Consider the following 22,507-nt stretch of genomic DNA (forward strand, 5'->3'; position numbering starts at 1 on the left):
CTCTTGGCATTATAGCATATGAAGGAGGAGAAGGAGGACGCGTTAAGAAGCAGAGATCCTACGAAGAAGTGAGGGCTTCTTATTGACATTGCCAATAAGTTACACCATACTGTAACCAATACAGTATAGTGTAACTTATTTTTTTGATAAGAAAGGAGAATCCAATGAATACCTACACTGCGAAGCAATTGGCTGAGATACTGCAGAGTGAAGATCCGCAGATGAATCTGCGGACGGTCCGGTATTATACGCAGATCGGGATGCTGCCGCCGCTTGAGCTGGACGGGAACAAAAGGGTGTACACCGACAATCATCTGCACTATCTGCGCGCCATCCTTGTATTGTCCAAGAGCGGCGAGACGCTGGCTTCGGCACAGGAGAAATTGGCGGGATTGCCGCCGGATGATGTGATCAAGCTCGGGGATAATCTGCGGCTGTACCAGTCGGATCAGATGCTCCACAGTGAGCTGCATGTTATCAGTGAAGATATAATTCTCTCCGTTAGCCCGCGGATCTCGCCTGCGCTGAAGGAGAAGATGGTTGAGGCCGTCACCCGTTTACTTCAAGAGGAGGGACAGGTATGATCCAAATGCGTTTTGCAAAATCTGCTATTGAGCATGAAGAAGGCATGAATCATCTCTGGATTCAGTTGGCTCTGCCGTGTCCTGTGCAGAATGCCCGCTTACAATTCATCCTTCCGGCAGGGCTTCACCGGTCTCCTGATCTGAGTGGTACTGTTGAAGACGGCAGTGGGAGATTAAGGATTAACGAGATGCTGGCAGTAACGGACCTGTACTTTGAAATCTTCACGCTGGAGCCGATCCCTTGTGGGGAATATACCATTAATGTTGAGCTGTCCTACACGGGCGGCGATGGAACGTTAACCAATGTGAAGCAGGAAATCCCGCTTATGGTCGTGTCTGAGGAAGAGTCGGCTGCGATTCGTACTGATGAGGAAGTAGTGCGCAGAATTAAAGAGCTGCGGGGGATATGCGGCAGCAATGAGCTGAGACAGTACAACGAATACACCCCAGCTAAGCTAATCAGGCTTGATTCCAGCGCTATGTCGGAATGGGAGAAGAAGTACCGCGTTGAAGGGGTAATAAGATAATAATGACTAACCTCTAATTGGCACAATGTATAGTGCGAGCCATATAATTGCATCACAGGCAGGTGAAATCTATGAACTATGAGAACGCCGGGGATATTTTGCCGGAGAAGCTGTTACAGGAAGTGAAGAAATATGCAGCGGGCAAGCTGCTGTATGTTCCGCAGGATAACCATAAGAAGGCCTGGGGAGAGGTTTCAGGCCAGCGTCAAGCTCTGGTCAGACGCAATCAGATGATGCTTAATAAATTTCTGAATGGGACCCCGGTCTGTGAGTTGTCGAAGGAGTACTTTCTGTCCGAGGAGACGGTTAAACGTATTGTGTATTCCAAGAAGGATACGAATAAACTGGATTACCATCCCACTACAAACTCCGCCAAAGCCTACTCGGAAGCAGGCATGCTGGAAGAATGGATTCATACCTATCTGCTGTTCGGCCGCCGTAACAAGGGATTCTCTGACGGATTGCGGCTGATGTGCAGATATTATGCAGGTCCGCTGCGGATGCCGCTCTCCTTGCTGAGCAGATCCAGCGGACCCGAGGGTGGCATGATGTGGAGAGTGGACCGGGATTATTTTGAGCAAAAAGTGTTGCACTGGATGAATGATATCCATGCCGGCCAGGATACTCCGCCGCTTATTGTGAATTACGCACAAGGGGAATTGGAGCTGAATTGCGGCAATCCATTGCTGGAAGCGCTTAAACGCTCTGAGGTGAGTGAGTATCCTGTAATCCTATGGGTTACGGAGCGGGCGGATTACAGCAAGGCGCTGGCGGATTATGCTATGCACGTATAGGCTTATGCCGGGAATAGCTTTAACTATTCTCGTCATATGACCTTTCCCGGCTCTCCGGTATGATGAAGATATCACATAAGGAAAGGCAGACGTTGGGGATGACCTACGGGACTACAGGTTGTGCAATAGAATACGCCCGGCGGGGGGCGATAGAGGAGTGGTTACAGCTCTTTTTGAGAAATGACGGGGGTAATGTGGTATTTGCGGACGGATTACTGCTGGAGCCTAGAACGTATACGGGACCGGTCCGCATGGATATCACAAAGTTTGGCATAGAAGAGGGTCCCCCATCGTATTTGACCAGAGCAGATGAAATTGCCGGCTTTTATGACATTGTTGAGCAGATGACGGAGTGCTACAGCGGGTGGGATATGCCTCCGCTCATTGTTAATTATGCTGACGGGAGATTTGAAATCAATGACGGGCGTCACCGTAACGTGGCCTTGCATCAGATGAATATTACCTATGCCCCCGTGATATTCTGGACGAGTTCAGAGGAGGATCAGCGGTATATTTCGGAATACTTGAGTGAAGAGAGGGCTGAGTACATATGACAGCGACATTGCCATTATTCATTATCACCGGAGCCAGCGGCGTAGGCAAAACAACGGTGATGCACGAGCTAAGGAGACAGATGCCTGAATTTGTGCTGTTCAGCACGGATGACGATAATTTCGGGACGACGGGCCAGAAGCTGGAGTATCAGGACCGGTATAATGTGCTGTTTCATTGTGCGCGTGCCGTTGCGTTGTCGGGGAGAGGAACGGTTATTTGCGGGACGATGATGCCTTGGGATGCCAAGAAATGCGATGTATACGATGCGTTCAGTGAAGTGCACTTTATTAACCTGCATTGTGACGATGCTACCCGCAATGCCCGCCTGCGGGGCCGGGAGGATGCAGCAACCTGGACAGAGGATATGCTTAGGCAGCATCAGGAATTCGCGCAGTGGCTGCTGGACCATGCAGATACGGAGTATGATCCGCCGATGCCGACCTTTGACTCAACCTCTACACCTCAGGCCCGTCTGGCAGAACAGATTAAGGAGTATATCGGGTCAAAATGGAAGGGGAGCGCGGGAATTGTATCATAGCTGTATGTAAAAGTTTAAGGCCATCCCTGCCGGGATGGCCTTTGAACTAGTTTAGCTGGTATAGTCTATCAGATGAATTGGATGCCACCGCTTACGGCTTCATACTATCCCACAGCGCCTGGAAGGCACCGGGCTCAACCTCGAAGAATACCGGCGCATTGCTGTAGCGAACGAGTCCCTGGCTGAACAGGGTCAGCTCCACCCGGGTTTTGTCCTCCAGCTGAAGGTAGACCAGCTTGCGGTCTTCTTTGTCATAGATCCCTTGCTCTATGAGCGGCTCAGCGGCTAGGGGCTTGGCGGTCATGAGGGCGCTCAGGAAGCCGTCAAGCGCTGCGCCTTCGGGCAGCGGCAGGTATTGTTGCTTGCCGTTATTCCAGCTTTCAAAGCTCTCCCACTGGGCGGAGGCGATGCGCCCGTCCAGGTTCAGCTTGCCAATGAGATCGGCTCCGCTGTTCACGGTAATTCCATTCGTATGCTCGTACAGCTCCGCGAACACCTGGCCATCCACTTCTGTATAGGACATGACGAGGAAGCCGGAATCATAGCCCTTGACGGCATAAATATCCGTCTCCCCGATGTTCGAGGCCAGCTCGGTATACGCATCCTTGCTGCTCCATTCATCAATCCCGCTGGTCGTGCGGCCCAGCTTCTCTCCGCGCAGTGCAGCTGCATCAGCCGCTTCCATGCGGATCGCTGCCTGGGTATAGATATTGCCCTGGTAGACGACTAGGCCAATCATATCGGCCACAGCACCGGAGCTTTTATCCGGCAGCTCGATCTTGGGAATAACGACTCCGGCAGAGTTCCCGGCAGCAGGTGTACCCGGATCGACCTGGGCTACTTGATTCGGTGAACCTGTTCCGCCCAGCTGCTTCATTACACTTGGTCCGGCCAGGCCGATCCCGGCAGCAACCAGCACGCTTGCTGCAATATACACCATTTTACGCGGACGGCGCTTTTGTTCCATTTTACCTTCTAACCCTTGCTTCATTTCTCTGCTTGAACTCATAGTATCCACCGCTTTCTTATATTGGTTTCGAAACTGTTCTTCCTTCATTCCGCTTCTGCTCCTTCCAGTTCCAGTCTTAACAGCTGACGCCCGCGCTGAAGTCTCATCTTCACGGCCGACTCGCTGATCTGCAGAATTCTGCTGATCTCCTGGACGGGATAATCCTCGTAATAGTACAGATGAATCACAGTCTTATACTTCACCGGCAGGGCGAGCACAAGCTGCAAGACCGCCAGCTCCTCGGGGTTATCGGCCGTAACCGGCTCCACCCCTTCGAGCTTGACCTCGCGCTTGCGCCAGCCTCTGCCCAGCAGATTCTTGCAATGATTGGTGATGACCCGGATCAGCCAGGCCTTCTGGTGTTCGTCATCCTTGAATACGGGAGCCTTCTCCATCAGCTTGATGAAGGTGTCCTGCGTAGCCTCTTCGGCATCCTGGCGGCTGCCCAAATGAACCAGGGCAATCCGGTACAGCATATCTGCATATTGTTCGTAGCTCTTCATCACAGGATGGCCCGGCCGGGTCATGGGTTGCTGCATGAGGTTATGCCCTCCTTTATCTATAACACCCTTTAGGACGGCATCCGGTCACATTTTGTTTCCGGGAATTTATTCTGCGTGCTCTAAGCTCACCCTGATACAGCAAAAAAAGGGCCATGATTAATGGCCCTATCCCAATTCTTAAGATTCCTCAGATTCCGGCGAACATATCATTCAAGCGGTCCCAGTTGGCCGCGACCCACTGATTCTCCTGACGGAAGCGGACAAGCGGCGGGAATTCATCCTGCCCGGGCACGGCGATCCATTCGGCTTCCTTCCACCAGATTAATTTGAGTGACCGGATGAGTGTACTTGCAGGCAAGGGGGTATATTCACGGTAGCCTGTCACAAACGACCGTACCTGGTCCAGTCCGATCCCTCCTTCAGCCAACGCACAGGAGAGGATCGGCCGGGCTACATCGAACTCCGGATAGACGTAATGCAGCCGGTCGAAGTCCAGGATCGCTGCCACCTGATCTGTACTGAACAGGATATTATCCACGAACAAATCCCGGTGCCCCCAGCCCCGTTCGCAGGCCGCGAAGATGCCGGTGTCCATCCGGTCTATGATCCTCCGCTGAAGCTCAAGCGCCGATATCGTATCCTCGCTCTGCCGGGCAGTGGCCTGAAGATAGCGTGCCTCCCAGTTTCTCACCATAGACGCTTGGCTGCGGACCTCCCAATACAGCGGTAACGAAGCAGGCTGCGCATTAAGCAGCTTGTGCATCTGGCCCACAACCCTGCCCAGTGCATACATCTGCTGCTCCGTGGCCGAGCCGGGGACAAGACTGTGCCCGTCACACAGAGTCATCAGCACATACCGTTCCTGTGAAGACGTTCTCAATACATAATTTCCCTCGTATGAAAATAATTTCGGAACAGGAAGGCCTTCCAGGTATAGATGGTCCTGATGGCTTAAGGAGATCTCCAGTCCGCGGGTGAGCGCTTCAGGGTAACGGATCTTGCTGTACTGCTTCACGAACAGACGGCCCTGATCACTGTCCAGTCTCCACTTCAGATTCAGGAAGCCCTGATCAATCTGGACCGCTTCCGTGACATGCATCCCGAATCGTTCTGTCATAGAATCCAGGATCTCATCCCGGATTCTTGCGGCTGTATCTGACATACAATATCTCCTCGTCGGGGTAATATAAGGGCTGGGTTAGCGAAGTATTCACGCTAGTAGAGCATCAGATTTAATGGTGGAGTTGAGGCTTAGCGATGTCAGAAGGGCTGAAGGCGTGGAGCAATCCCCCCTGGGTGTCCCCATACTCAAACAGGGTTCGATCTTAATTGGGCGTTTGGCTCGGCGTTACGGACTGAGGCGCGCTCATTTCGGAGGAGAGTCACAACTTGGGCAAGTGGCGCAGGCAGATGAACCGGCCTCTTCGCAAACTCTCTATGTGAAGAGACAGCAGTGCAGCGACCTATAGGGTTATAGGAATGAGAAAAAAGAGCGCAATAGACCGCGCTTTCTTGGCGGAGACATCAGCCTGCCAGAGGCAACCGGATAAACCTCTTCATGCGGGGAGAGGGATGGACTGCCGGGCTTCTGCATTGTTTCCAGAGATGCGGATAATTGCTTAATCATTACTCGCATATCCTCAAGCTCTGCACGCTGCTGGAGCAGCTGTACCGAAACGATCTCGCTCGCTTTTTGATCCAGTGCGTGTTCAATATACTCGATCCGGGACCATATTTTATTCATAGGGTCACCGTCTGTATTTAGGCTTGGATTCTCCTGCAGCGGTCCCCTTGACAGCTTGTCGTTGGTGAGATCCGGGTCTATCCCTTCCAATGCTTCCCCCTGATTAATACGGTCTTTAATATGATTAAGCTGGCTGATTTGCTGCTCCGAGAAGGTATAGTGTCCAAGACGGTCCTTTGGAAAGAAATCGGGGAACATGGCCGCCCAGCGTTTGATCGTAGTCTGGCTAACGGACAGCAGCTCCGCAGCTTCCTTTGTTTTCAGAATTTCCATTTCAATCCCTCCAGTGTAGTTGTCTTCTATGAGTAATTCGTTATTCTTCGGCGGCCCCCTGCACGGGTGACAAAGGAAGTGCTGATTCGCCAATCAAAGTGTTATTACGACTATTCTTGCTCTCTAGAGAGCGGTGTACATACAGAAGAGTATAATTGTATCCCTGGGGAGTGGTCCTGCCACGCTTCTTTCTTCATGGACCAGAATTATAGTAGGAATACAAAAAAAGCTTTCCATAACCCCTTCCGGGCAATTATGAAAAGCTTTCTTCAGCTCGTTACAGACATTGTGCTGAGCTGCCTTAAGGGAAAAGGCAGGGGTTATAGCAGGGAGAGCTTGAACTTGAACGTATACGGACGGCCCGCAAGCAGCGTGAACTGCTCATGCGTTGGCGCACCCCAGCTGTCGTCGCCGCCGACACCCATTTGCTTGTAATTGACACGCAGCACGGTTTTGTCAGAGGCTGGAAGCTTGTAGCCGTGGTCGCTGGCTTCAAGCTCAGCCGGAGACCAAGGGAGCGCATTAACTTCAAGCGGCAGCGCGCCTTCTACGGATAATCCGTGTCCTTCGTGTCCTGCGGTAACGGAAGCGAACCGGACATCCGTCTTGTTGCCGCATTCCTGAGGGCGGAGGTAATCCGTGAACTGCTCACTGACCTTGCCTGTGTAGAGTCCCAGCGGAGCTCCAGCCTTACGGTCCCAATAGTTCTCATGCGGCCCGCGGCCATACCAGGAGATCGTGTCCAGACTGCTGTCCAGTTCGAAGACCATTCCGAATTCCGGGATCTCCGGCAGGCTGCTGCTGCCCGGGTTCAGCTCCTGGACAATCTCGACAGAACCATCTGTGCGAATCTCGTAATGCACACGCAGAGTGGACTGCGGCTGCGCACCCAGCAGATAGTCGGCGGTCACGAAGCCGAGATTGCCTTCCACGCGGCAGCTGAACCGGGCCAGCTGACGCTCATAGGAGGCTTCCTTCCAGACGGCGCAGCGCTCGGGATGCTTGTTGCCGAGATCGTTGTCGGTTACGGCCCGCCAGAAGTTAGGTCTGGCCGGTGTCAGCAGATACTCCTTCCCGGAGGACTTCAGAGAAGTAAGCGCGCCGGTTGCAGTCTCGAAGGAGAGCGCAAAGGCGTTGCCCTCAAAGGTCAGGAAGCCATCCTGCTCGTTGACCTGTAGCGTATTGCCTGAGCTATCCGGGTTGCCGGATGGAATGTACGGGGTTAACACGAACTGTTCCCAGGCAATTTCATGCGCGGCCTCAGACCAGGCGGTTGCGTTCTCTTGAACAAATGACACCGTTAGCACTGCTTCCTTGTCCGATTCAAGCAGCGCTGAATCCAGAGGAACCGTGAAGCTGGCTGCTTCGCCAGGCGCTGCGGAGAGCGGCAATTGTCCTTCCTGGGCCGCCCTGCCGTTCAGGGCCAGCGTCCATCTCAGCTGATAGTCTGCCAGATCCGTGAACAGGAAGTTGTTGCGGGCCTCGAAGCTTCCGCTCTTCAGATCAAGGGCAGTGATGATAATATTCTGATAGCATTTCTTCACCTCGTAGAGCTTAGGCGTCACGCTGCGGTCCGCGAACAGCAGCCCGTTGCCGCTGAAGTTGCCGTCATGCGGCTGCTCCCCGAAATCTCCGCCGTAAGCCAGATAAGACACGCCTTCAGGAGTGGTTGTGCGGATCGCCTGATCCACCCAGTCCCAGATGAATCCGCCCTGAATGCTGTCATATTTGTCGAACAGCTCGGTGTACAGATGCAGGCCGCCGCAGGAGTTGCCCATGGCATGGCTATACTCGCATAGAATATAAGGCTTCTTCGGATTGCTGAGCGCATACTCCACGACTTCATCCGGCTTGATGTACATCGTTGATTCAATATCGCTGGCCGCGTCCGAAGGTCTGTAATGATAAGTACCTTCATAATGCACCGGACGGGTCGGGTCTGCTTGCTTCAAGTGGTCATACATGGCCAGGAAGTTATCGCCGCCGAAGGATTCGTTGCCAAGCGACCAGATGATGACAGACGTGTGGTTCTTGTCGCGCTGCATCATGGAGTTACAGCGGTCAATGACGTTCGCGCGCCATTCCGGGCGGCTGCCGGGAACGTTGCCCTCATGCAGTTCCTTCTGCCCGTATTGCCAGGAGCCATGTGTCTCCAGGTTCGTCTCGTCGATCACATAGAGACCGTATTCGTCGCACAGCTCGTACCATACCGACTGGTTCGGATAGTGGGAGGTGCGTACGGCATTGATATTGTGCAGCTTCATCAGCTTGATGTCGGTGATCATATCTTCCTTGGAGAGCGCACGGCCGGTATCGCAGGAGAATTCATGGCGGTTCGTTCCCTTGAATACGATCCGTTTGCCGTTGATCTTCATCAGGCCGTCCTGGATCTCGAAGGTCCGGAAGCCCGTCTTGCAGCTGAGCGCCTCCAGCAGCTCTCCCTGATCGTTCTTCACCGAAATCAGCAGGGTGTAGAGGTTAGGCTTCTCCGCGCTCCATTTCAGCGGGTTCTTCACGGCTGCGGACAGCTTAAGGAGCTGAGTTCCCTCCCCTTCAAAAGCAAACCCGGCTGACACAGGCGCTGCCCATGCCGGTTGCTGTTTGCTGTCGTAGAGCTGCACCTCTACGGAATGTGCCCCGGTGACCCGGTTATAATAGTTCTCCAGCGTCAGGTCGACTTGCAGCTCCGCATCGGTGAAGGTCTTGTCCAGCCCGGTGCGGACGAAGAAGTCGGCTACCCGCACCGGAGGCGCAGTGTAGAGATAGACATCGCGGAAAATTCCGCTCAGACGCCAGAAGTCCTGATCTTCGAGCCAGCTCGCATCACACCAGCGGTAGACTTCAACGGCCAGCTTGTTCTCGCCGGGAAGCAGGTAGGCAGTGATATCGAATTCTGACGGTGTGAAGGTATCCTCAGAGTATCCGGCAAGTTCTCCGTTCACCCATACATAAAAGGCCGATTCCACACCCTGGAAGCTGAGGAATACAGGTTGTCCGTCCCAATCCTGCGGAACGCTGAAAGAACGGATATAGGAGCCTACCGGATTGTATACCGTCGGAGCGAAGGGAGGCTTCAGATCCGGCTCGGACACTTCCCAAGGATAGCGGACATTGGTGTACTGGGGATAATCATATCCCTGGAACTGCCAGTGGGAAGGAACGGTGATATCTGCCCAGCCGGCAGCGTCGTATCCGGTTTTATAGAAGTCCTTGATCCGTGCATCCGGTGTTTCGGCAAAAGCAAATTTCCACGTTCCGTTCAGCGACTGGTAACGGGAGGAGGAAGCTTTATCCCCTTGCAGAGCATCGGCTGCTGCCGGGAAGGACATCATGGAGGCATGGGCGTCTATACGGTTCAATTGAAAAATCTCAGGATTATTGTTCCATTCGGGATATCCGTTGGCAGGCTGCTGATATGAGAGTTTGTTGCGCAAGTTAACATCTCCTTATATTGTTATATTCATATTATAGGATGGGAAATGTTCTGGGTATATATAATGATTTTGTTCAGATATAATAGAATATGAAACAAAGGGGTGCCGGATGGCATCGGAAGGGGGAACGCTATGGATAGCATGATGATCTTTTGCGAGATGGAAGATATGCTTCTGCTGCCGCTGTATGCAACGACCATCGGGTATTGGGAGCATCAGGGGGAGATGGCCCGGCCTGCGGGCTTCCCGGATTATCAGCTGCACCAGGTCCTCGGCGGCAAGGGTGAAGTGAATATCAGGGGCAAGTCCTACCTTGCGGAGGCGGGCGACCTGTTCTGTCTCTACCCCGATGTTCCCCATTCCTATACCCCGCTTAGCCGGGAGTGGGAGCTGGCCTGGATCTCGTTCAACGGAAGAGAAGCAGCCCAGATGCTGCTCTACGCCGGAATCCGCGAGTCCGGAGTCGGACGTCTGCGGGCTGAGCCCATACTTGCTCCGCTGGAAGAGATGCTTACCCTCTCCTCCGGCAATGAGCTGCAGGACAATCTGGAGCGTTCCAAGCTGCTGTATGCACTGCTGCTGGATCTGAAGCGCAGCCTGCTTCCGGCCTCGAATGAGGACAACGAGCTTGCACGGATGAAGCCGGTGCTGCAATATATTGAGCTTCACCTGCACCGCCCGCTGCTGCTGAAGGAGCTGGCCGAGGTGGCGTCTGTCTCGCCGCAGTATCTGTGCCGGCTGTTTCAGCGGACCGTCCGTGAACGGCCGGTGGCTTACATTAATAAGCAGCGGGTCAACCGGAGCAAGCAGCTGATGTTCAGCAGCCGGGGCCAGCGGATCTATGAAATCGCGCAGCGGGCCGGCTTCGAGAATGTCAGCTATTTCTGCGCCGTCTTCAAACGCATTACCGGCATGCAGCCGGAAGAGTGGAGAGGGCTGCACGGATTGGACTAGAGACTGCTATAATTAGAGACAGCGCATTTATACATCTGGATTATCATCCGGGCTTACGCCCACAAATTTTAGAAAACAAGAGAGCGGAGGGATATTATAGTGATCCTAGGACAGAGCAGAGCTTATCAGATCCGCTTAATGGATGAGCCGGCGGCCAGGGAGATTGTCAACTGGAGGTACGAGCCGCCATATACCCTGTACAATATGCTGGATGCGGCTGATGCCGCAGAGGATATCGAGGAGCTGCTGGATGGCTCTTATTTCAGCGTAGCTGCTGCGGACGGAGCGTTGATCGGGTTCTTCTGTTACGGGCAGAACGCGCAGGTTGGGGAAGGGATAGAGAGCGGACTCTACCTCGATGGAACGGCCCTCGATATCGGCTTGGGGATAAGACCGGATCTGACGGGGCAGGGCCATGGACTGGCTTTTCTGCAGGCGGGGATGAGGTTTGCAGAGCAGACGTATGACGCGAAGCGATTCAGATTGTCGGTGGCAGCTTTTAACCTGAGGGCAGTCCGCTTGTACAAGAAGGCAGGCTTCGTCCTTTTACATAGCTTTGTGCATCAGCACGGGGAGAGCGAAATGGAGTTCCTGCTGATGGAGACCCCGGACATGGCTGCCCGCCAATAGCGCGAGTGGAGAATACACGGTGAAGTCTGTTAATATAGAATTATGGCATCATCCATATCAAAGGAGAATTCAATGTGAACGAGAACCTGAAGCAAGCGTATGTGCAATTAGGATTACCTGAAACCGTAACCAGAGAGGAACTGAACAAGCGGTTCGACCTGCTCCTGAAGCGAAGACGCGCCCTGACCACAGAGGAAGAGATAGCAGCCTACGAAGCGGATTTCCGGGCGTACAAGCTGATTCTTGATACCTGGGATGAACAGGAGATCCAGAAGGCTGAAGACGAGCGGCTTGCAAAGTATGGACGTTTCTCCGGTACGGCGAGCAAGTGGGAGACCTTCATGCGGCTCTACAAAACACATGTAATCCTCGGCATTATCGGGCTGCTGGTAGTGATTTTTGGCGGGAAGGCCCTCTATGACAATTACCAGCATCGACAATATCTAGCTTCCCTGCCGCCCGTGGATGCGAAGATTATGTTCATCGGCAGCTTCGGTGTCACGGATACGAGCGGCAAGACCGAGGAGCTGGAGAAGGCGATCATCGCGGCTTACCCGCAGTGGAAGCGTGTGGAGACGGTGATGACTTATCTGCCCAGAACGGGCGATGGCTCCGACTCGCTGGACATGAACTATATGCAAAAGGCAGTTGTGGAGCTGGCGGCGAACCGGCCGGATATCCTCGTGCTGGATGAGGCCACCGTCAAGTGGATTGGCGGGCAGACCGGATTCCAGAATCTGGAGCCGATCACGGCGGACGGGAAGCTTGCGGCGGATGATACCCGGATGCAGTGGGGAGTCAATGAGGACACGGGCAAGAATGAGCTGTACGGTGTGGATATTCTGAAATCCCCGTTCATCTCGGAGCTGCCAATCAATTATAATGCGAAATCGATCATTATCGGTGTCCTGAACGACAAGGACAAGGATAAGATGCTGGCGTTCGTGAAGCATATTGCGGAGGAGCCGCCCGTTAAGTAAGCAGGATACACAGTAAAAAGAAGGGGTGTCCCAAAAGCCATGAAATGGCTGCTTGGGACGCCCCTTTGGTTTGGAGAAGGATGTACGTGTTCGCTTGCTGTTTGTTAGCTTGCCTGATTATCCGTTCGGCCTTACTGCTCCAGGCGGTAGCCCCCGTGGAATACAGGACCGACATATTCATTGAACGCATACCCGTTACGGATAGCGGCGGATACGAAATCCTTCGCCTTCACTACAGCATCCTTCACCGACAAGCCGTTAGCCAGTCCGCCGGTAATCGCTGCTGCGAAGGTGCAGCCGGCGCCATGGTTATGGGCAGGCTCGATCTTCGCAGTCTCAAGGATGAGGTATTCGCTGCCGTCGAAGAAGATATCAATCGCCTTGTCGCCGCCCAGCGCCTTGCCGCCCTTGACGACAACATTCTGTGTGCCCAGCTGATGAATCAGGCGGGCAGCTTCCTTCATCTGATCAAGTGTAGTCAGCTTGCCGAGACCGGAGAGCACTCCGGCTTCGAACAGATTGGGAGTAGCCACCGTAGCCAGCGGCAGCAGCAGATCGCGGATGGCATCCGCACTCTCCGGGTTCAGCACTTCATCCTCGCCTTTGCATACCATAACCGGATCGATCACGACATTGGTCTGCTTGTTGCTCTTCAGGGCCTGTTCAGCCACCTTAACAATCTCCACACTGCCGAGCATCCCGGTCTTCATGGCATCCACTGGACCGCCGGCGAAGATCGTCTTGAGCTGTTCGGCAACGATAGCAGCATCGACAGGGTATACATTATGATGCCAGCCCCGGTCAGGGTCCATCGTTACAATGGTAGTCAGGGCACTAAGGCCGTAGGTGCCGTATTCCTCAAAAGTTTTGAGGTCTGCCTGAATGCCTGCGCCTCCGCTGGAGTCACTGCCGGCAATGGTTAATGTCTTAATGATTTTTGACAAAGGTAACGTCCCCTTCTTGTATATGAATAGTATGCTGCTTATTATAACAAAAATCATCGGCTTAGTCCGCAAAAAAAGTATAAGCTCCAAAAACGCACCGCTGCCCTTGGGTGAGAGCAAGGGTTTGCCGGTTGCCGCACTGCATATCATGGTAGTCTAGTGGATTATTTATTCAGGAGGCTGCCATGATTGAGATCAGTTTATGCATGATTGTCCGTAATGAGGAGAAGAGCCTGCCCCGCTGCCTGGCTTCTGTGGAAGGGCTGGTCGATGAGATCGTCCTTATAGATACGGGATCGGCAGACCGCACCAAGGAGATTGCCGGTGCCTTCGGAGCCGCAGTTTACGATTTTACCTGGATTGAGGATTTCTCCGCTGCCCGTAATTACGCCTTCAGCAAGGCGACCCGGGATTATATCTTCTGGCTGGATGCAGACGACTATCTGAGAGAAGAGGATCAGGCGCTGTTCAGGGAGCTGAAGTCTTCACTGCCGGAACATGTGGACAGTGTGAGTATGCAATATAATCTCGCTTTTGACGGGGAGGGAAGGGTGACGACCTCCTTGCGGCGCAACCGGCTGGTCCGCCGTGCGTGCGGGTTCCGCTGGATCGGTCCGGTGCATGAATATCTGGAGGTCTACGGCCCGTCACTGGCAAGTGCCGTCTGTGTTACCCATGAGAAGGATAAAGCGTACACGGACCGTAATCTGCGGATCTACCGCAAACGGGAAGCGGCAGGGGAGAGCTTCTCTGCACGTGATCAATATTATTTCGCCAATGAGTTGCGTGACCACGGAATTCACAGGGAGGCCTGCCGGTATTATGAGCAGTTCCTCAGCGGCGGGCAGGGCTGGATCGAAGACAATATTCAGGCCTGCCTGCGGCTGGCTGAATGCCTGGAAGCAATGGGGGACAAGGAAGCGGCCTTCACTGCGGTTACCCGTACGCTGCAATATGATGCCCCGCGTGCCGAAGGCTGCTGCCGGCTGGGGACCTGGCATCTGGAGAAGGGCCAGCTTCACCCGGCAATCTACTGGTTTGAGCTTGCCCTTCAGCTGCCAAGGCAGGCGGAATCCATGGCGATGAAGAATGAAGCCTTCGCCACCTGGATTCCGAATCTGCAGCTTGCGCTCTGCTATGACCGGCTGGGGCAGCATGAACGGGCCAACCGGTATAATGAGACTGCGCTGCTTCATTCCCCCAGCCATCCCAGCATGCTGTATAACCGGAATTACTTCCAGAAGCTTCTGGGCGACAAGTATGTCTCCTTGCAGCAGCTCTGAGCACCAATAAGCGCTCCCCCGCCAAGGCTGGGGGAGCGCTTATTATGGTCTAAGGATGTCCAGGCATTGCCGCCGGCTCCAGCAGGAGCTGAGGTTCGCTCGTGCGGATGAATTCCAGCACCTTGTCGTAGATAATCCGGTGGCCGTCCCGGTTAGGGTGGATGCCATCCCGGCAGATGAACTTGGTGTAATCCGGCTGCTGCAGGAAGGCGCCCCGGACATCGATAATCTTCGTCTTGGTGCTCTCGGCGACCTTGAGGATCGCGGAGTTGTAACGCTCCTGCCACCAGTAGATCTTGGTGACGCTGCCGAGGAATTTCATAATGTTCACTTCGGAATCGGGATTGTTGCCGCTGACCCACTTGAAGTAGTTGTCCGCATTCAGCGGAGGCAGACTCATCAGGATTGGCGTGATCTCCTGGTTCTTCAGGAAATGAATCATATCAGCCAGCATCCGCTCGAAGGCCGGAAAATCCGTCTTGGGACTATGCTCAGCCTCAGGGTTGCTCGCAATCTCTCCCCAATGGTAGTCGCAGTCATTGCCGCCGTATTCAATCAGCACCACATCGGGCTTCTCCTTCAGGACATCCCGCTTCAGATTGCCGAAGCCCTTCATCAGCGTATTGCCGAATCTGGCAGTATTGCGCATAGCTCCCTTGAGCTTGCCCTGAAGCATAGATACATAGTTATCCTCCAGAATGACATACTTGCTTCGGGTCTCGTCATATACAACGCCCTTGGAGATAGAGTCCCCGCTGACCATATATTTGAACTGAGACCCCATGGACTCTTGCTGCTCCTCATTTCTGTTCATGCTCCCGCCTCCGATAACCCTAGTGTATATACAATCAGTGTAAACCATACATGCAGCCCTGCCTATGTATAGATGTCATGGTTTCTTAGTCCAGTCAGCAGACTGAATTTCCCATAGAATAATGGAGAAGGAATTTGTTACCAGGAGGCCGTGTTGATGACCAAAATCATTGATTTCAATAAAAGTGCAATTACCAGCTTCAGTCAATCGCTCACTATACCTGTTCCCCTGTCCCCCTCCATCTATACGCTGACCGAATTCGGGCTTGCCACAGTACAAGGCGGGAGTGTCCTGCTCAATGCCACGGTTGGGGTTCAGACAACGCTGGGCAATCCCAATCTGCTGCTTACAATTCTGCGTTCGGGAACACCCGTGTTTACCCTGCTGGCAACGGCATCCGGCGGGCAGCAATATGATCCGTTCAGTCTCTCCTATGTGGATTTTAACTTTCCATCAGGGTATTTCACTTATACGTTGACGATTTCACAAGTGAATTCTTCTACGCTGAACGCAGCCAATCTGATCGGTCCTATAGATTTCTCGGGACTCTCCATGGTGTAAGCGATGACGTTGTCTGCCCTCAGTTGAGAAGGGAAAAAACAGGTCCAGCTGCTTCCTCCAAGCCGGGCCTGTTTTGCCTTGCTATTCTACTTTGTCTATCATCTTCATTCTTCGGAGCTGCCTACCCGTTCTCTGCAAAAGGGCGGCCAACGCGCGCTTTTCCCGCACCGTTCCCGCTTAAAAAGGCGGCAGCCGTCCGCTCCAGGGTTTTAACACTGTTCTCCCAGGTCCATGATTTTGAATCGGCCTCACCGCGCGCGGCGAGCCGGCTCCGGAGTACGGAATCTTGAATAAGCCGCATCACATCCGCCGCAAGCCGGTTCTCATACCGGTAGGACAACAGGCAATTCTCCTCATGGCGGGCATACTCCAGATTTCCTCCCGAATAGACCGAGACTAACGCAGCCCCGCAGCGCATCGCTTCAAGTCCTGGCAATGAACCGGTGTCAAAAATACTAGAGCTGACAAAAATATCAGCACCGTTATAGTGATAGCATAGCTCCTCGTCATTGAGCGGGGTGAAGAAGCGGTATTTGCCGCTGTCCATCATTCTTCTCAGGGATTCGGAACTGAAGCATTCATCCGGCGGACTGATGAAATTGATATTGACCCACGGGAAATGCTGCTTCACGATATCCAGCTGATTCACCAGATAATCCTGCTCGCGGTGCCAGGAGAACCCGTTCTCCACCTTGCGCAGGATCGCTGTTATGTTCAGCGGCTCCTGAAGCTCCTTGCGGATATTCATGTTTCGGAATGAAGCGCTGATCCCTACCGGCACAATGCTTCCGCTGATTCCGTGGCCCAGTCTAATCAACTCCTGCTGCCATTTCGAGAGGACAATCAGCTTATCGGTAATGTTATAGGAGGGGAAGGAGACCTCGTTCTCTGGCAGAAACAGCGGTTCATAACACAGAGAGAGGCGGATATGCATGCCCTTGCCGTTCAAGCTGGCTGCCTGTGAGACAGGAACCGTAGTGTAGAAGTTGGAGACGATGATATCGCTGACCGGGAAATCGGATTCACGAAGCAGTGTGTAGTCGGTAATCAGCAGAGTGGAATGGACGTCATAGGAAACATCCCCTCCCAGCGGCATGACAATTACAACCTGGTGGCCCCGGGCCGTAAGACCGTTCGTAAGCTCCACGAGCATGCGTTGCGCCCCGCCATGGCATAAGGTAAGAATGGGGAAAGTGAACCGCATCTGTGATCCCTTCCTTTCTGCACAATCGCCCTGCAACAATGCGATAGGTATACTATTTTATTCAGTGAAAAGCGAAAAGTACCGCTAAGCGGTACTTTTGGAGGAAATGGGGCTATGACCGGATGATCAGGAATTGCGCAGGCTGCGCAGCAGGTTCACGGAGTCTTGGATCTCCAGGCTAGTGACATCCTCGAGCGAGACATCGATCATCGGCTTATGCGCCTCAAGCTTGTCCAGGAACTCAGCGGTGTGGAACAGCCCGGCTCCGGGAGCGCCGTGACGAATGCGTCCGCCGTCCTCATAGATTCCTTTGAGATGGGCGAGGATGATCCGGTCGCCGAACAGGCTGAAGGATTGGTCGACGATCTCATCCTGAAGATGAACCTCTTGACCGATCAGGTTGCACGGATCGAATACGACACCGATGGAGCTGGAGGGCACCTCATCGAGGATTCGCCGCATTTTGGCAGGAGAGGACAGGGTATGGGTGCTGACGCCTTCAAGTCCTAAGAATACGCCCCACTTCTCCGCTTCCTCCGCCAGTTCCTCGACCGTTGCCTTAAGGGCATCCCAGCCTAGCTCCTCATAGCGGTAAGGGTCGAGCTCCTGGAAGGTCGTGAGTGCTCCCGTCTCCGTGGCGACCATAGGGGCACCGAACAGGCGGGCATAGCGCAGATGCTCCTTGAAGCGGTCAATCTCCGCCCGGCGGACCGCAGGATCGGGGTGAATCGGATTGATGTAGCAGCCAAGCACGCCGATGCGGATGCCGGCCTTGTCGAATTGCTCGGCGATATAGGAAGCGAGTCCGGGACTCAGCTTGCCCGGGGAGAGGTCGATATCCTGTATGGCCTTGGACAGAGCGAGCTGTACGAAATCAATATTGTAGGTCTGAAGAGCGGCAGTCAATTCCTTCAGCGGCAGGCAGCCGGCCGTGTGCGCTAACGTTCCGTAACGAATAATAAACAACTCCTTTGGAATTCTATCAATTTATAACTATAATATTAATGACGCTTACATAGACATGCAAGGTTAAAGAGTGCATGCAACAACAGGAGGAATTGAAATGAATGCAATAGAAGCACGTAAGCAAGAGCTGGAGAAGTGCCGTCCGGAGCCTACTCTGGACCGGGAGACGATTGATGAATTTTGGAATGATCTGCTCGCAGAAGATGAGGAGCAGCCGCTGGAGGTGACCCTCACCCCTGAAGAGACCCCGTATCCGGGTATGAAGGTGAGTAAGGTTAGCTACATGAGCTATGGGGAGACTACGATCAATGCCTGGTATATCCAGTCTGCTGTTGATACAGAGGACACGGGAGACCGGCCGTGTATTGTGACCTTTCCAGGGTACACCGGAGACCGGGGATATCCCGAACGTTACGCACATTTCTTGCTGCTTGGATACACTGTCCTGGCTGTAGATGTACGCGGACAGCTTGGCGAGACCGGTAATCTGCTGCCGCAGGAGCACGGGATTGTCAGAGGCTGGATTACCCAGGGGCTGCTGGAGAAGGAGCAATCCTATTATCTGGCGTTAGCTATCGATACGGTCCGGGCTATCGAGACGGCAGCGCAGCTGCCCGGGGTTGATCCGGCACGTATTGCAATTAATGGAGCCAGCCAGGGCGGAGGTATCGCGCTCTTGGCAGGGGCGCTCAGCCGCCGCGTGGCTGCGGTAGCCGCAGACATTCCTAACTTGTGCCGGCTGGATTTCGGAGTGCTGAATTCCACCAGCTCACTCACTGAGATTGCGGATTACCTGAAGCGCTATCCCGAGCACCTTGAGCGTGTGCTGGGAAATCTGGCCTTTTTCGACATCGTTAATTTGGCGCACCGTTTCACCGTCCCTGTTCAGATGTCCGTAGGCTGGAAGGATACAGTATGTATGCCGGAGACGATCTATGCCGCTTATAACCGGATAGAGTCGCCTAAGGAGATTAAGGATTATCCGTTCTCCGGGCATGAGGTGAGCGAATTCCAGCGCAGACAGACGGCACTGTTCTTCCAGGAACATCTGGGCTCCTGAGTGAATTGTTCTAACCCACAGTGATTAGCAGTAAGGGAATGGTGTGAAGATATAGTAAGGGTTGTCGCGAGGCCATGAATAGGCAGTCTAATCACCGGGAGGGAATTACGGATGGATAATCAGACAGGTAAGCTGCCGGCAGGAGTATTGGTGGAGAGCTTTGAGTATGACAAGAAGAATGAGGAGCTTGTGAAAAAGAGCTTCTGGAGCAAAACCCGGAAAGCCGCCGGTAAAATCCCCTTCACCAGAGAAGCGATAGCCATGTACTACTGTGCTATGGATGCCAAAACACCGTTATGGGCGAAAGGGATTGCCTTTGGCGCGCTGGCTTATTTCATTTCCCCGATCGATGCCATTCCCGATGCGCTAATCGGCCTGGGCTTCACAGACGATGCTGCTGTCATGGCTGCGGGCATCCGGGCCATTGCCGGACAGGTCAAGGAGGAGCATAAACAGAAGGCGGAGGAGTTCTTCGAGGATTAAAAATAGCCTGGAAGACAGCGAAGGGATGCAGCGGGTGGCTGCATCCCTATTTTGCTATGCCCCGTTACACTCCGGTGTCTATAGCCGGACTCTCAGAGATCTGCTGCTTCGCCTGATACTCCAGACCCCAATCTCTCATCAGCTTGATGATCGGAATCAGAGACCGGCCGAATTCGGTCAAAGAGTATTCGACCTTCGGCGGCACCTGATGATAGACCTCACGGTGTACAACGCCATCCTCCTCCAGCTCGCGGAGCTGCAGGGTCAGCATGCGCTGGGTGATGCCGGGGCAGATGCGGCGGAATTCATTGAACCGGACTGTGGAATCCATCATATGGTACAAGAGTACCCCCTTCCATTTGCCGCCGATGACATCGAGGGTGAATTCTACAGGACAAGCAAAGGCATTGCCATCAGGGCAGGTGCCGAAACCGCCTTTACGGTCGCGCATCACTGAACACGCTCCTTAGTATCATTTTGTATACTACATCACAAAAATGTGCGTACTTCTAAATGTGTTGTATATCCATTACTATAAGCATGGGAACAGGAAAACGTCAATTCCTTATCATGAACGGTAGACAGAAAGGGAGTATGGAGGATGGAGAACACAAGCACAGTTAGTGAAATGACGAAAGAGCAGATTTTGGCGGCCTATGAGTATAGACATGCGACCAAAGAATTCGACAGCAGCAGAAAGATCAGCGGGGAGGATTTCGGCTTCATTCTGGAGACGGGACGTATGTCACCGAGTTCGTTCGGGTTCGAGCCCTGGAAGTTTGTCGTTGTCCAGAACCCGGAGCTCCGGCAAAAGCTGCTGCCATACGCCTGGGGCGCCCAGAAGCAGCTTCCGACCGCAAGCCATTTCGTGCTTATTCTGGCCAGACAGCCGCGTGATCTGGCAGCTGACTCAGAATATATTCAGAGTATGATGTCGGAGGTGCAGAAGCTGCCGGTTGAGATTGCAGAGGGCAAGCAGCGGGTCTACGGCGCATTCCTGAAAAACGATTTCGGCCTGGCTGGCAATGAGCGGGCGATCTTCGAGTGGGGGGCGCGTCAGACGTATCTGCCCCTTGGCAATATGATGACCGCAGCGGCGCTGATCGGCATCGATTCCTGTCCGGTTGAAGGCTTCGATAAGCAGAAGATGGAGCAGCTTCTGGCCGACGAGGGAATTATGGACCCTGAACATTTCGGACTGGCCTGCATGGTAGCCTTCGGCTACCGCACCGGCGAGCCGCGTACCAAGACCCGGCGGACCGCTTCCCAGGTGATAGAGTGGATCTAAGGGCGGCGTCATCAGCGGGCAGGAGAATCTGCTGAGAATCTAAAAAGAAACGGGTGCAGCCCTCAAGGCAGCATCCGTTTCTTTTTGCAATTTGGAGGACCTGCGGCAGTTCCTGCTTCCGCATCCACCGTAATGAAAATACATAGAAGAGTCGAAAACTTATTGAAAATTTACTGAAAATTCTGCTACTCTTAGGAAGTCAGCCTGCTGCCGGAAAGAGGCTGTTTATGATCGTCATTTCAAGATTGAAGGGATTCCTGCATTATGAAAATCATCCGCATTATCGCCGAGGTCTGCTTGCTGTATGTGTTCTTCCTGGCCGGAGACTATTTGCAAGAGCTGCTTCATTTGCCGATTCCAGGCAGTATCGTGGGACTGTTGCTGCTGTTCGTTCTGCTGCTGCTGAAGATTGTGCCGGTGAAGCTGATCGAGAACGGCTCGTCCTTTATACTGGCTTATCTGCCCATGTTCTTCATCCCCGCCACCGCAGGCATTATGAACCATCTGGATATCTTCAGCGGAAGAGGGCTGCTCCTGATCGGCATTCTTGTCATCAGCAGTGTGCTGACCATGGTTGTCACAGCACATTCCAGCCAGTGGATTGCCGCCCGCAGCGTCAAACGCTTAACACGCCGGACGTACCGTGCCCGTAATCTCCACGGGAAGGGGAAGGAAGCATGAGAATTCTGCTGGCCATTGGTTTCGTGCTGATGAACGTTGTGATCTATCTCTTCATGTCCATGCTGTACAAACGCTACCGTCTTCCTGTCCTCCTGCCCGCGCTGACCGCAACGTTTACGGTTGTTGTTCTGCTCATGGGCTTCCATATCTCTTATGAGACTTATATGATCGGTGGCGACTGGATTAACCGCCTGCTGGGACCAGCCGTAGTGTCGCTGGCCTATCCCTTATACAAACAGCGGCATGTGCTGTGGAAGAACCTCCCCGCCATTCTCGGCGGAACAGTCACCGGACTTATGGTCGGAATGTTCAGCGGACTGCTGATGGCAGCCGGACTCGGCTTCTCCAAGCTGTATGTGCTGTCCATTCTGCCCAAGTCGATTACCACCGCTGTAGCGATCCAGATCTCCAGCAATCTCGGCGGAGATTCATCGCTGACCTCCGTCTTCGTGATGGTTGCCGGCTTCACCGGCGCGATTGGCGGCCCCTATATCATCAAGCTGTTCAGAATCCGCAGCGAGTCGGGGATCGGCATTGGCCTGGGCACAGCTTCCCATGCTCTCGGCACAGCCAAGGCGCTGGAATACGGCGAAGAGTCGGTGTCCATGAGCTCTGTAGCCATGACCGTATGCGCGATTGTCGGCTCCATTGCCGGACCGCTAGTCGCCTGGATCATGTACCATTAAGCTTGCAGTGCT

At 53.6% G+C, this 22,507-nt stretch carries 25 protein-coding genes; 15 read left to right on the forward strand and 10 right to left on the reverse strand.

What is annotated here, in order from left to right; translation table 11 throughout:
- Positions 1 to 164: 164 nt before the first annotated feature.
- The 5 genes from NSS83_RS32895 to NSS83_RS32915 all read left to right on the forward strand — a co-directional run bounded on the left by NSS83_RS32895 (position 165) and on the right by NSS83_RS32915 (position 2,998).
- Positions 165 to 584 carry a MerR family transcriptional regulator gene (locus NSS83_RS32895; RefSeq protein ID WP_341347382.1) on the forward strand — a complete coding sequence of 140 codons (420 nt, stop codon included), beginning with the start codon at positions 165 to 167 and terminating at the stop codon, positions 582 to 584.
- Positions 581 to 1,111, forward strand: a complete 531-nt coding sequence (locus NSS83_RS32900) for a hypothetical protein (RefSeq protein ID WP_341186467.1) — start codon at positions 581 to 583, stop codon at positions 1,109 to 1,111. The genes NSS83_RS32895 and NSS83_RS32900 overlap by 4 nt, the downstream gene beginning before the upstream one ends.
- Before the next feature lie 71 nt (positions 1,112 to 1,182).
- On the forward strand, positions 1,183 to 1,905 hold the full coding sequence (locus NSS83_RS32905; protein ID WP_341186466.1) for a CD3324 family protein: 723 nt from the start codon (positions 1,183 to 1,185) through the stop codon (positions 1,903 to 1,905).
- A 173-nt stretch (positions 1,906 to 2,078) separates the two neighbouring features.
- Positions 2,079 to 2,459 carry a ParB N-terminal domain-containing protein gene (locus NSS83_RS32910; protein WP_341347383.1) on the forward strand — a complete coding sequence of 127 codons (381 nt, stop codon included), beginning with the start codon at positions 2,079 to 2,081 and terminating at the stop codon, positions 2,457 to 2,459.
- Positions 2,456 to 2,998 (forward strand): AAA family ATPase, encoded by a 543-nt coding sequence (locus NSS83_RS32915; RefSeq protein WP_341347384.1) that lies wholly within the window; start codon positions 2,456 to 2,458, stop codon positions 2,996 to 2,998. Before NSS83_RS32910 ends, NSS83_RS32915 begins: the two co-directional genes overlap by 4 nt.
- 91 nt (positions 2,999 to 3,089) lie before the next feature.
- On the opposite strand, the gene NSS83_RS32920 is transcribed toward NSS83_RS32915, so the two are convergent.
- From NSS83_RS32920 to NSS83_RS32940, 5 genes are all read right to left on the reverse strand, one after another.
- Positions 3,090 to 4,055 (reverse strand): hypothetical protein, encoded by a 966-nt coding sequence (locus tag NSS83_RS32920; protein WP_341347385.1) that lies wholly within the window; start codon positions 4,053 to 4,055, stop codon positions 3,090 to 3,092.
- On the reverse strand, positions 4,052 to 4,546 hold the full coding sequence (locus tag NSS83_RS32925) for an RNA polymerase sigma factor (protein ID WP_036729806.1): 495 nt from the start codon (positions 4,544 to 4,546) through the stop codon (positions 4,052 to 4,054). Before NSS83_RS32925 ends, NSS83_RS32920 begins: the two co-directional genes overlap by 4 nt.
- A gap of 151 nt (positions 4,547 to 4,697) precedes the next feature.
- The gene (locus NSS83_RS32930) at positions 4,698 to 5,672 is read right to left on the reverse strand and encodes a phosphotransferase (protein ID WP_341347386.1); all 975 of its coding nucleotides are present in this window, start codon (positions 5,670 to 5,672) and stop codon (positions 4,698 to 4,700) included.
- 309 nt (positions 5,673 to 5,981) lie between these two features.
- The gene (locus NSS83_RS32935; protein ID WP_341186461.1) at positions 5,982 to 6,527 is read right to left on the reverse strand and encodes a MerR family transcriptional regulator; all 546 of its coding nucleotides are present in this window, start codon (positions 6,525 to 6,527) and stop codon (positions 5,982 to 5,984) included.
- Positions 6,528 to 6,847: 320 nt separating this feature from the next.
- The gene (locus NSS83_RS32940; protein ID WP_341347387.1) at positions 6,848 to 9,961 is read right to left on the reverse strand and encodes a glycoside hydrolase family 2 TIM barrel-domain containing protein; all 3,114 of its coding nucleotides are present in this window, start codon (positions 9,959 to 9,961) and stop codon (positions 6,848 to 6,850) included.
- Between the two features lie 132 nt (positions 9,962 to 10,093).
- Here NSS83_RS32940 and NSS83_RS32945 point away from each other — a divergent pair, with 132 nt between their 5' ends.
- From NSS83_RS32945 to NSS83_RS32955, 3 genes are all read left to right on the forward strand, one after another.
- Entirely contained in the window at positions 10,094 to 10,915 is an 822-nt protein-coding gene (locus NSS83_RS32945) for an AraC family transcriptional regulator (RefSeq protein WP_341347388.1), read from the forward strand.
- Positions 10,916 to 11,014: 99 nt separating this feature from the next.
- The gene (locus tag NSS83_RS32950; protein WP_341186459.1) at positions 11,015 to 11,545 is read left to right on the forward strand and encodes a GNAT family N-acetyltransferase; all 531 of its coding nucleotides are present in this window, start codon (positions 11,015 to 11,017) and stop codon (positions 11,543 to 11,545) included.
- Positions 11,546 to 11,619: 74 nt separating this feature from the next.
- A complete protein-coding gene (locus tag NSS83_RS32955; protein ID WP_341186458.1) occupies positions 11,620 to 12,525 on the forward strand; it encodes a hypothetical protein in 906 nt (301 codons plus the stop codon).
- A gap of 131 nt (positions 12,526 to 12,656) precedes the next feature.
- On the opposite strand, the gene thiD is transcribed toward NSS83_RS32955, so the two are convergent.
- Positions 12,657 to 13,469: a bifunctional hydroxymethylpyrimidine kinase/phosphomethylpyrimidine kinase gene (gene thiD, locus NSS83_RS32960; RefSeq protein ID WP_341186457.1), complete on the reverse strand. Its 813-nt coding sequence runs from the start codon at positions 13,467 to 13,469 to the stop codon at positions 12,657 to 12,659.
- 185 nt (positions 13,470 to 13,654) lie between these two features.
- On the opposite strand from thiD, the gene NSS83_RS32965 reads away from it, so the two are divergent.
- Positions 13,655 to 14,752, forward strand: a complete 1,098-nt coding sequence (locus tag NSS83_RS32965; protein ID WP_341347389.1) for a glycosyltransferase family 2 protein — start codon at positions 13,655 to 13,657, stop codon at positions 14,750 to 14,752.
- Between the two features lie 49 nt (positions 14,753 to 14,801).
- Here the strand turns inward: NSS83_RS32965 and NSS83_RS32970 are convergent, their stop codons facing one another.
- Positions 14,802 to 15,566: an SGNH/GDSL hydrolase family protein gene (locus tag NSS83_RS32970; RefSeq protein WP_341186455.1), complete on the reverse strand. Its 765-nt coding sequence runs from the start codon at positions 15,564 to 15,566 to the stop codon at positions 14,802 to 14,804.
- Between the two features lie 156 nt (positions 15,567 to 15,722).
- Here NSS83_RS32970 and NSS83_RS32975 point away from each other — a divergent pair, with 156 nt between their 5' ends.
- Positions 15,723 to 16,127, forward strand: coding sequence for a hypothetical protein (locus NSS83_RS32975; RefSeq protein WP_341347390.1), 405 nt, complete (start codon positions 15,723 to 15,725; stop codon positions 16,125 to 16,127).
- A gap of 121 nt (positions 16,128 to 16,248) precedes the next feature.
- Here the strand turns inward: NSS83_RS32975 and NSS83_RS32980 are convergent, their stop codons facing one another.
- The gene (locus tag NSS83_RS32980) at positions 16,249 to 17,331 is read right to left on the reverse strand and encodes a glycosyltransferase family 4 protein (RefSeq protein WP_341347391.1); all 1,083 of its coding nucleotides are present in this window, start codon (positions 17,329 to 17,331) and stop codon (positions 16,249 to 16,251) included.
- 126 nt (positions 17,332 to 17,457) lie between these two features.
- Positions 17,458 to 18,297 carry a sugar phosphate isomerase/epimerase gene (locus NSS83_RS32985; RefSeq protein WP_341347392.1) on the reverse strand — a complete coding sequence of 280 codons (840 nt, stop codon included), beginning with the start codon at positions 18,295 to 18,297 and terminating at the stop codon, positions 17,458 to 17,460.
- A gap of 97 nt (positions 18,298 to 18,394) precedes the next feature.
- On the opposite strand from NSS83_RS32985, the gene NSS83_RS32990 reads away from it, so the two are divergent.
- Positions 18,395 to 19,357, forward strand: coding sequence for an acetylxylan esterase (locus NSS83_RS32990; RefSeq protein WP_341186451.1), 963 nt, complete (start codon positions 18,395 to 18,397; stop codon positions 19,355 to 19,357).
- Between the two features lie 111 nt (positions 19,358 to 19,468).
- Positions 19,469 to 19,840, forward strand: a complete 372-nt coding sequence (locus tag NSS83_RS32995; protein ID WP_341186450.1) for a YkvA family protein — start codon at positions 19,469 to 19,471, stop codon at positions 19,838 to 19,840.
- Positions 19,841 to 19,904: 64 nt separating this feature from the next.
- On the opposite strand, the gene NSS83_RS33000 is transcribed toward NSS83_RS32995, so the two are convergent.
- Positions 19,905 to 20,291, reverse strand: a complete 387-nt coding sequence (locus tag NSS83_RS33000; protein WP_341347393.1) for a helix-turn-helix domain-containing protein — start codon at positions 20,289 to 20,291, stop codon at positions 19,905 to 19,907.
- A gap of 150 nt (positions 20,292 to 20,441) precedes the next feature.
- Here NSS83_RS33000 and NSS83_RS33005 point away from each other — a divergent pair, with 150 nt between their 5' ends.
- The 3 genes from NSS83_RS33005 (at position 20,442) to NSS83_RS33015 (ending at position 22,495) form a co-directional block, all read left to right on the forward strand.
- The gene (locus NSS83_RS33005) at positions 20,442 to 21,128 is read left to right on the forward strand and encodes an NAD(P)H-dependent oxidoreductase (RefSeq protein ID WP_341186448.1); all 687 of its coding nucleotides are present in this window, start codon (positions 20,442 to 20,444) and stop codon (positions 21,126 to 21,128) included.
- Between the two features lie 264 nt (positions 21,129 to 21,392).
- Positions 21,393 to 21,809, forward strand: a complete 417-nt coding sequence (locus NSS83_RS33010; protein ID WP_036695124.1) for a CidA/LrgA family holin-like protein — start codon at positions 21,393 to 21,395, stop codon at positions 21,807 to 21,809.
- Positions 21,806 to 22,495, forward strand: a complete 690-nt coding sequence (locus NSS83_RS33015) for an LrgB family protein (protein WP_341186447.1) — start codon at positions 21,806 to 21,808, stop codon at positions 22,493 to 22,495. Before NSS83_RS33010 ends, NSS83_RS33015 begins: the two co-directional genes overlap by 4 nt.
- Positions 22,496 to 22,507: the final 12 nt, after the last annotated feature.

The organism is Paenibacillus sp. FSL H3-0469 (assembly GCF_038051945.1).
Classification (GTDB): domain Bacteria; phylum Bacillota; class Bacilli; order Paenibacillales; family Paenibacillaceae; genus Paenibacillus_AQ.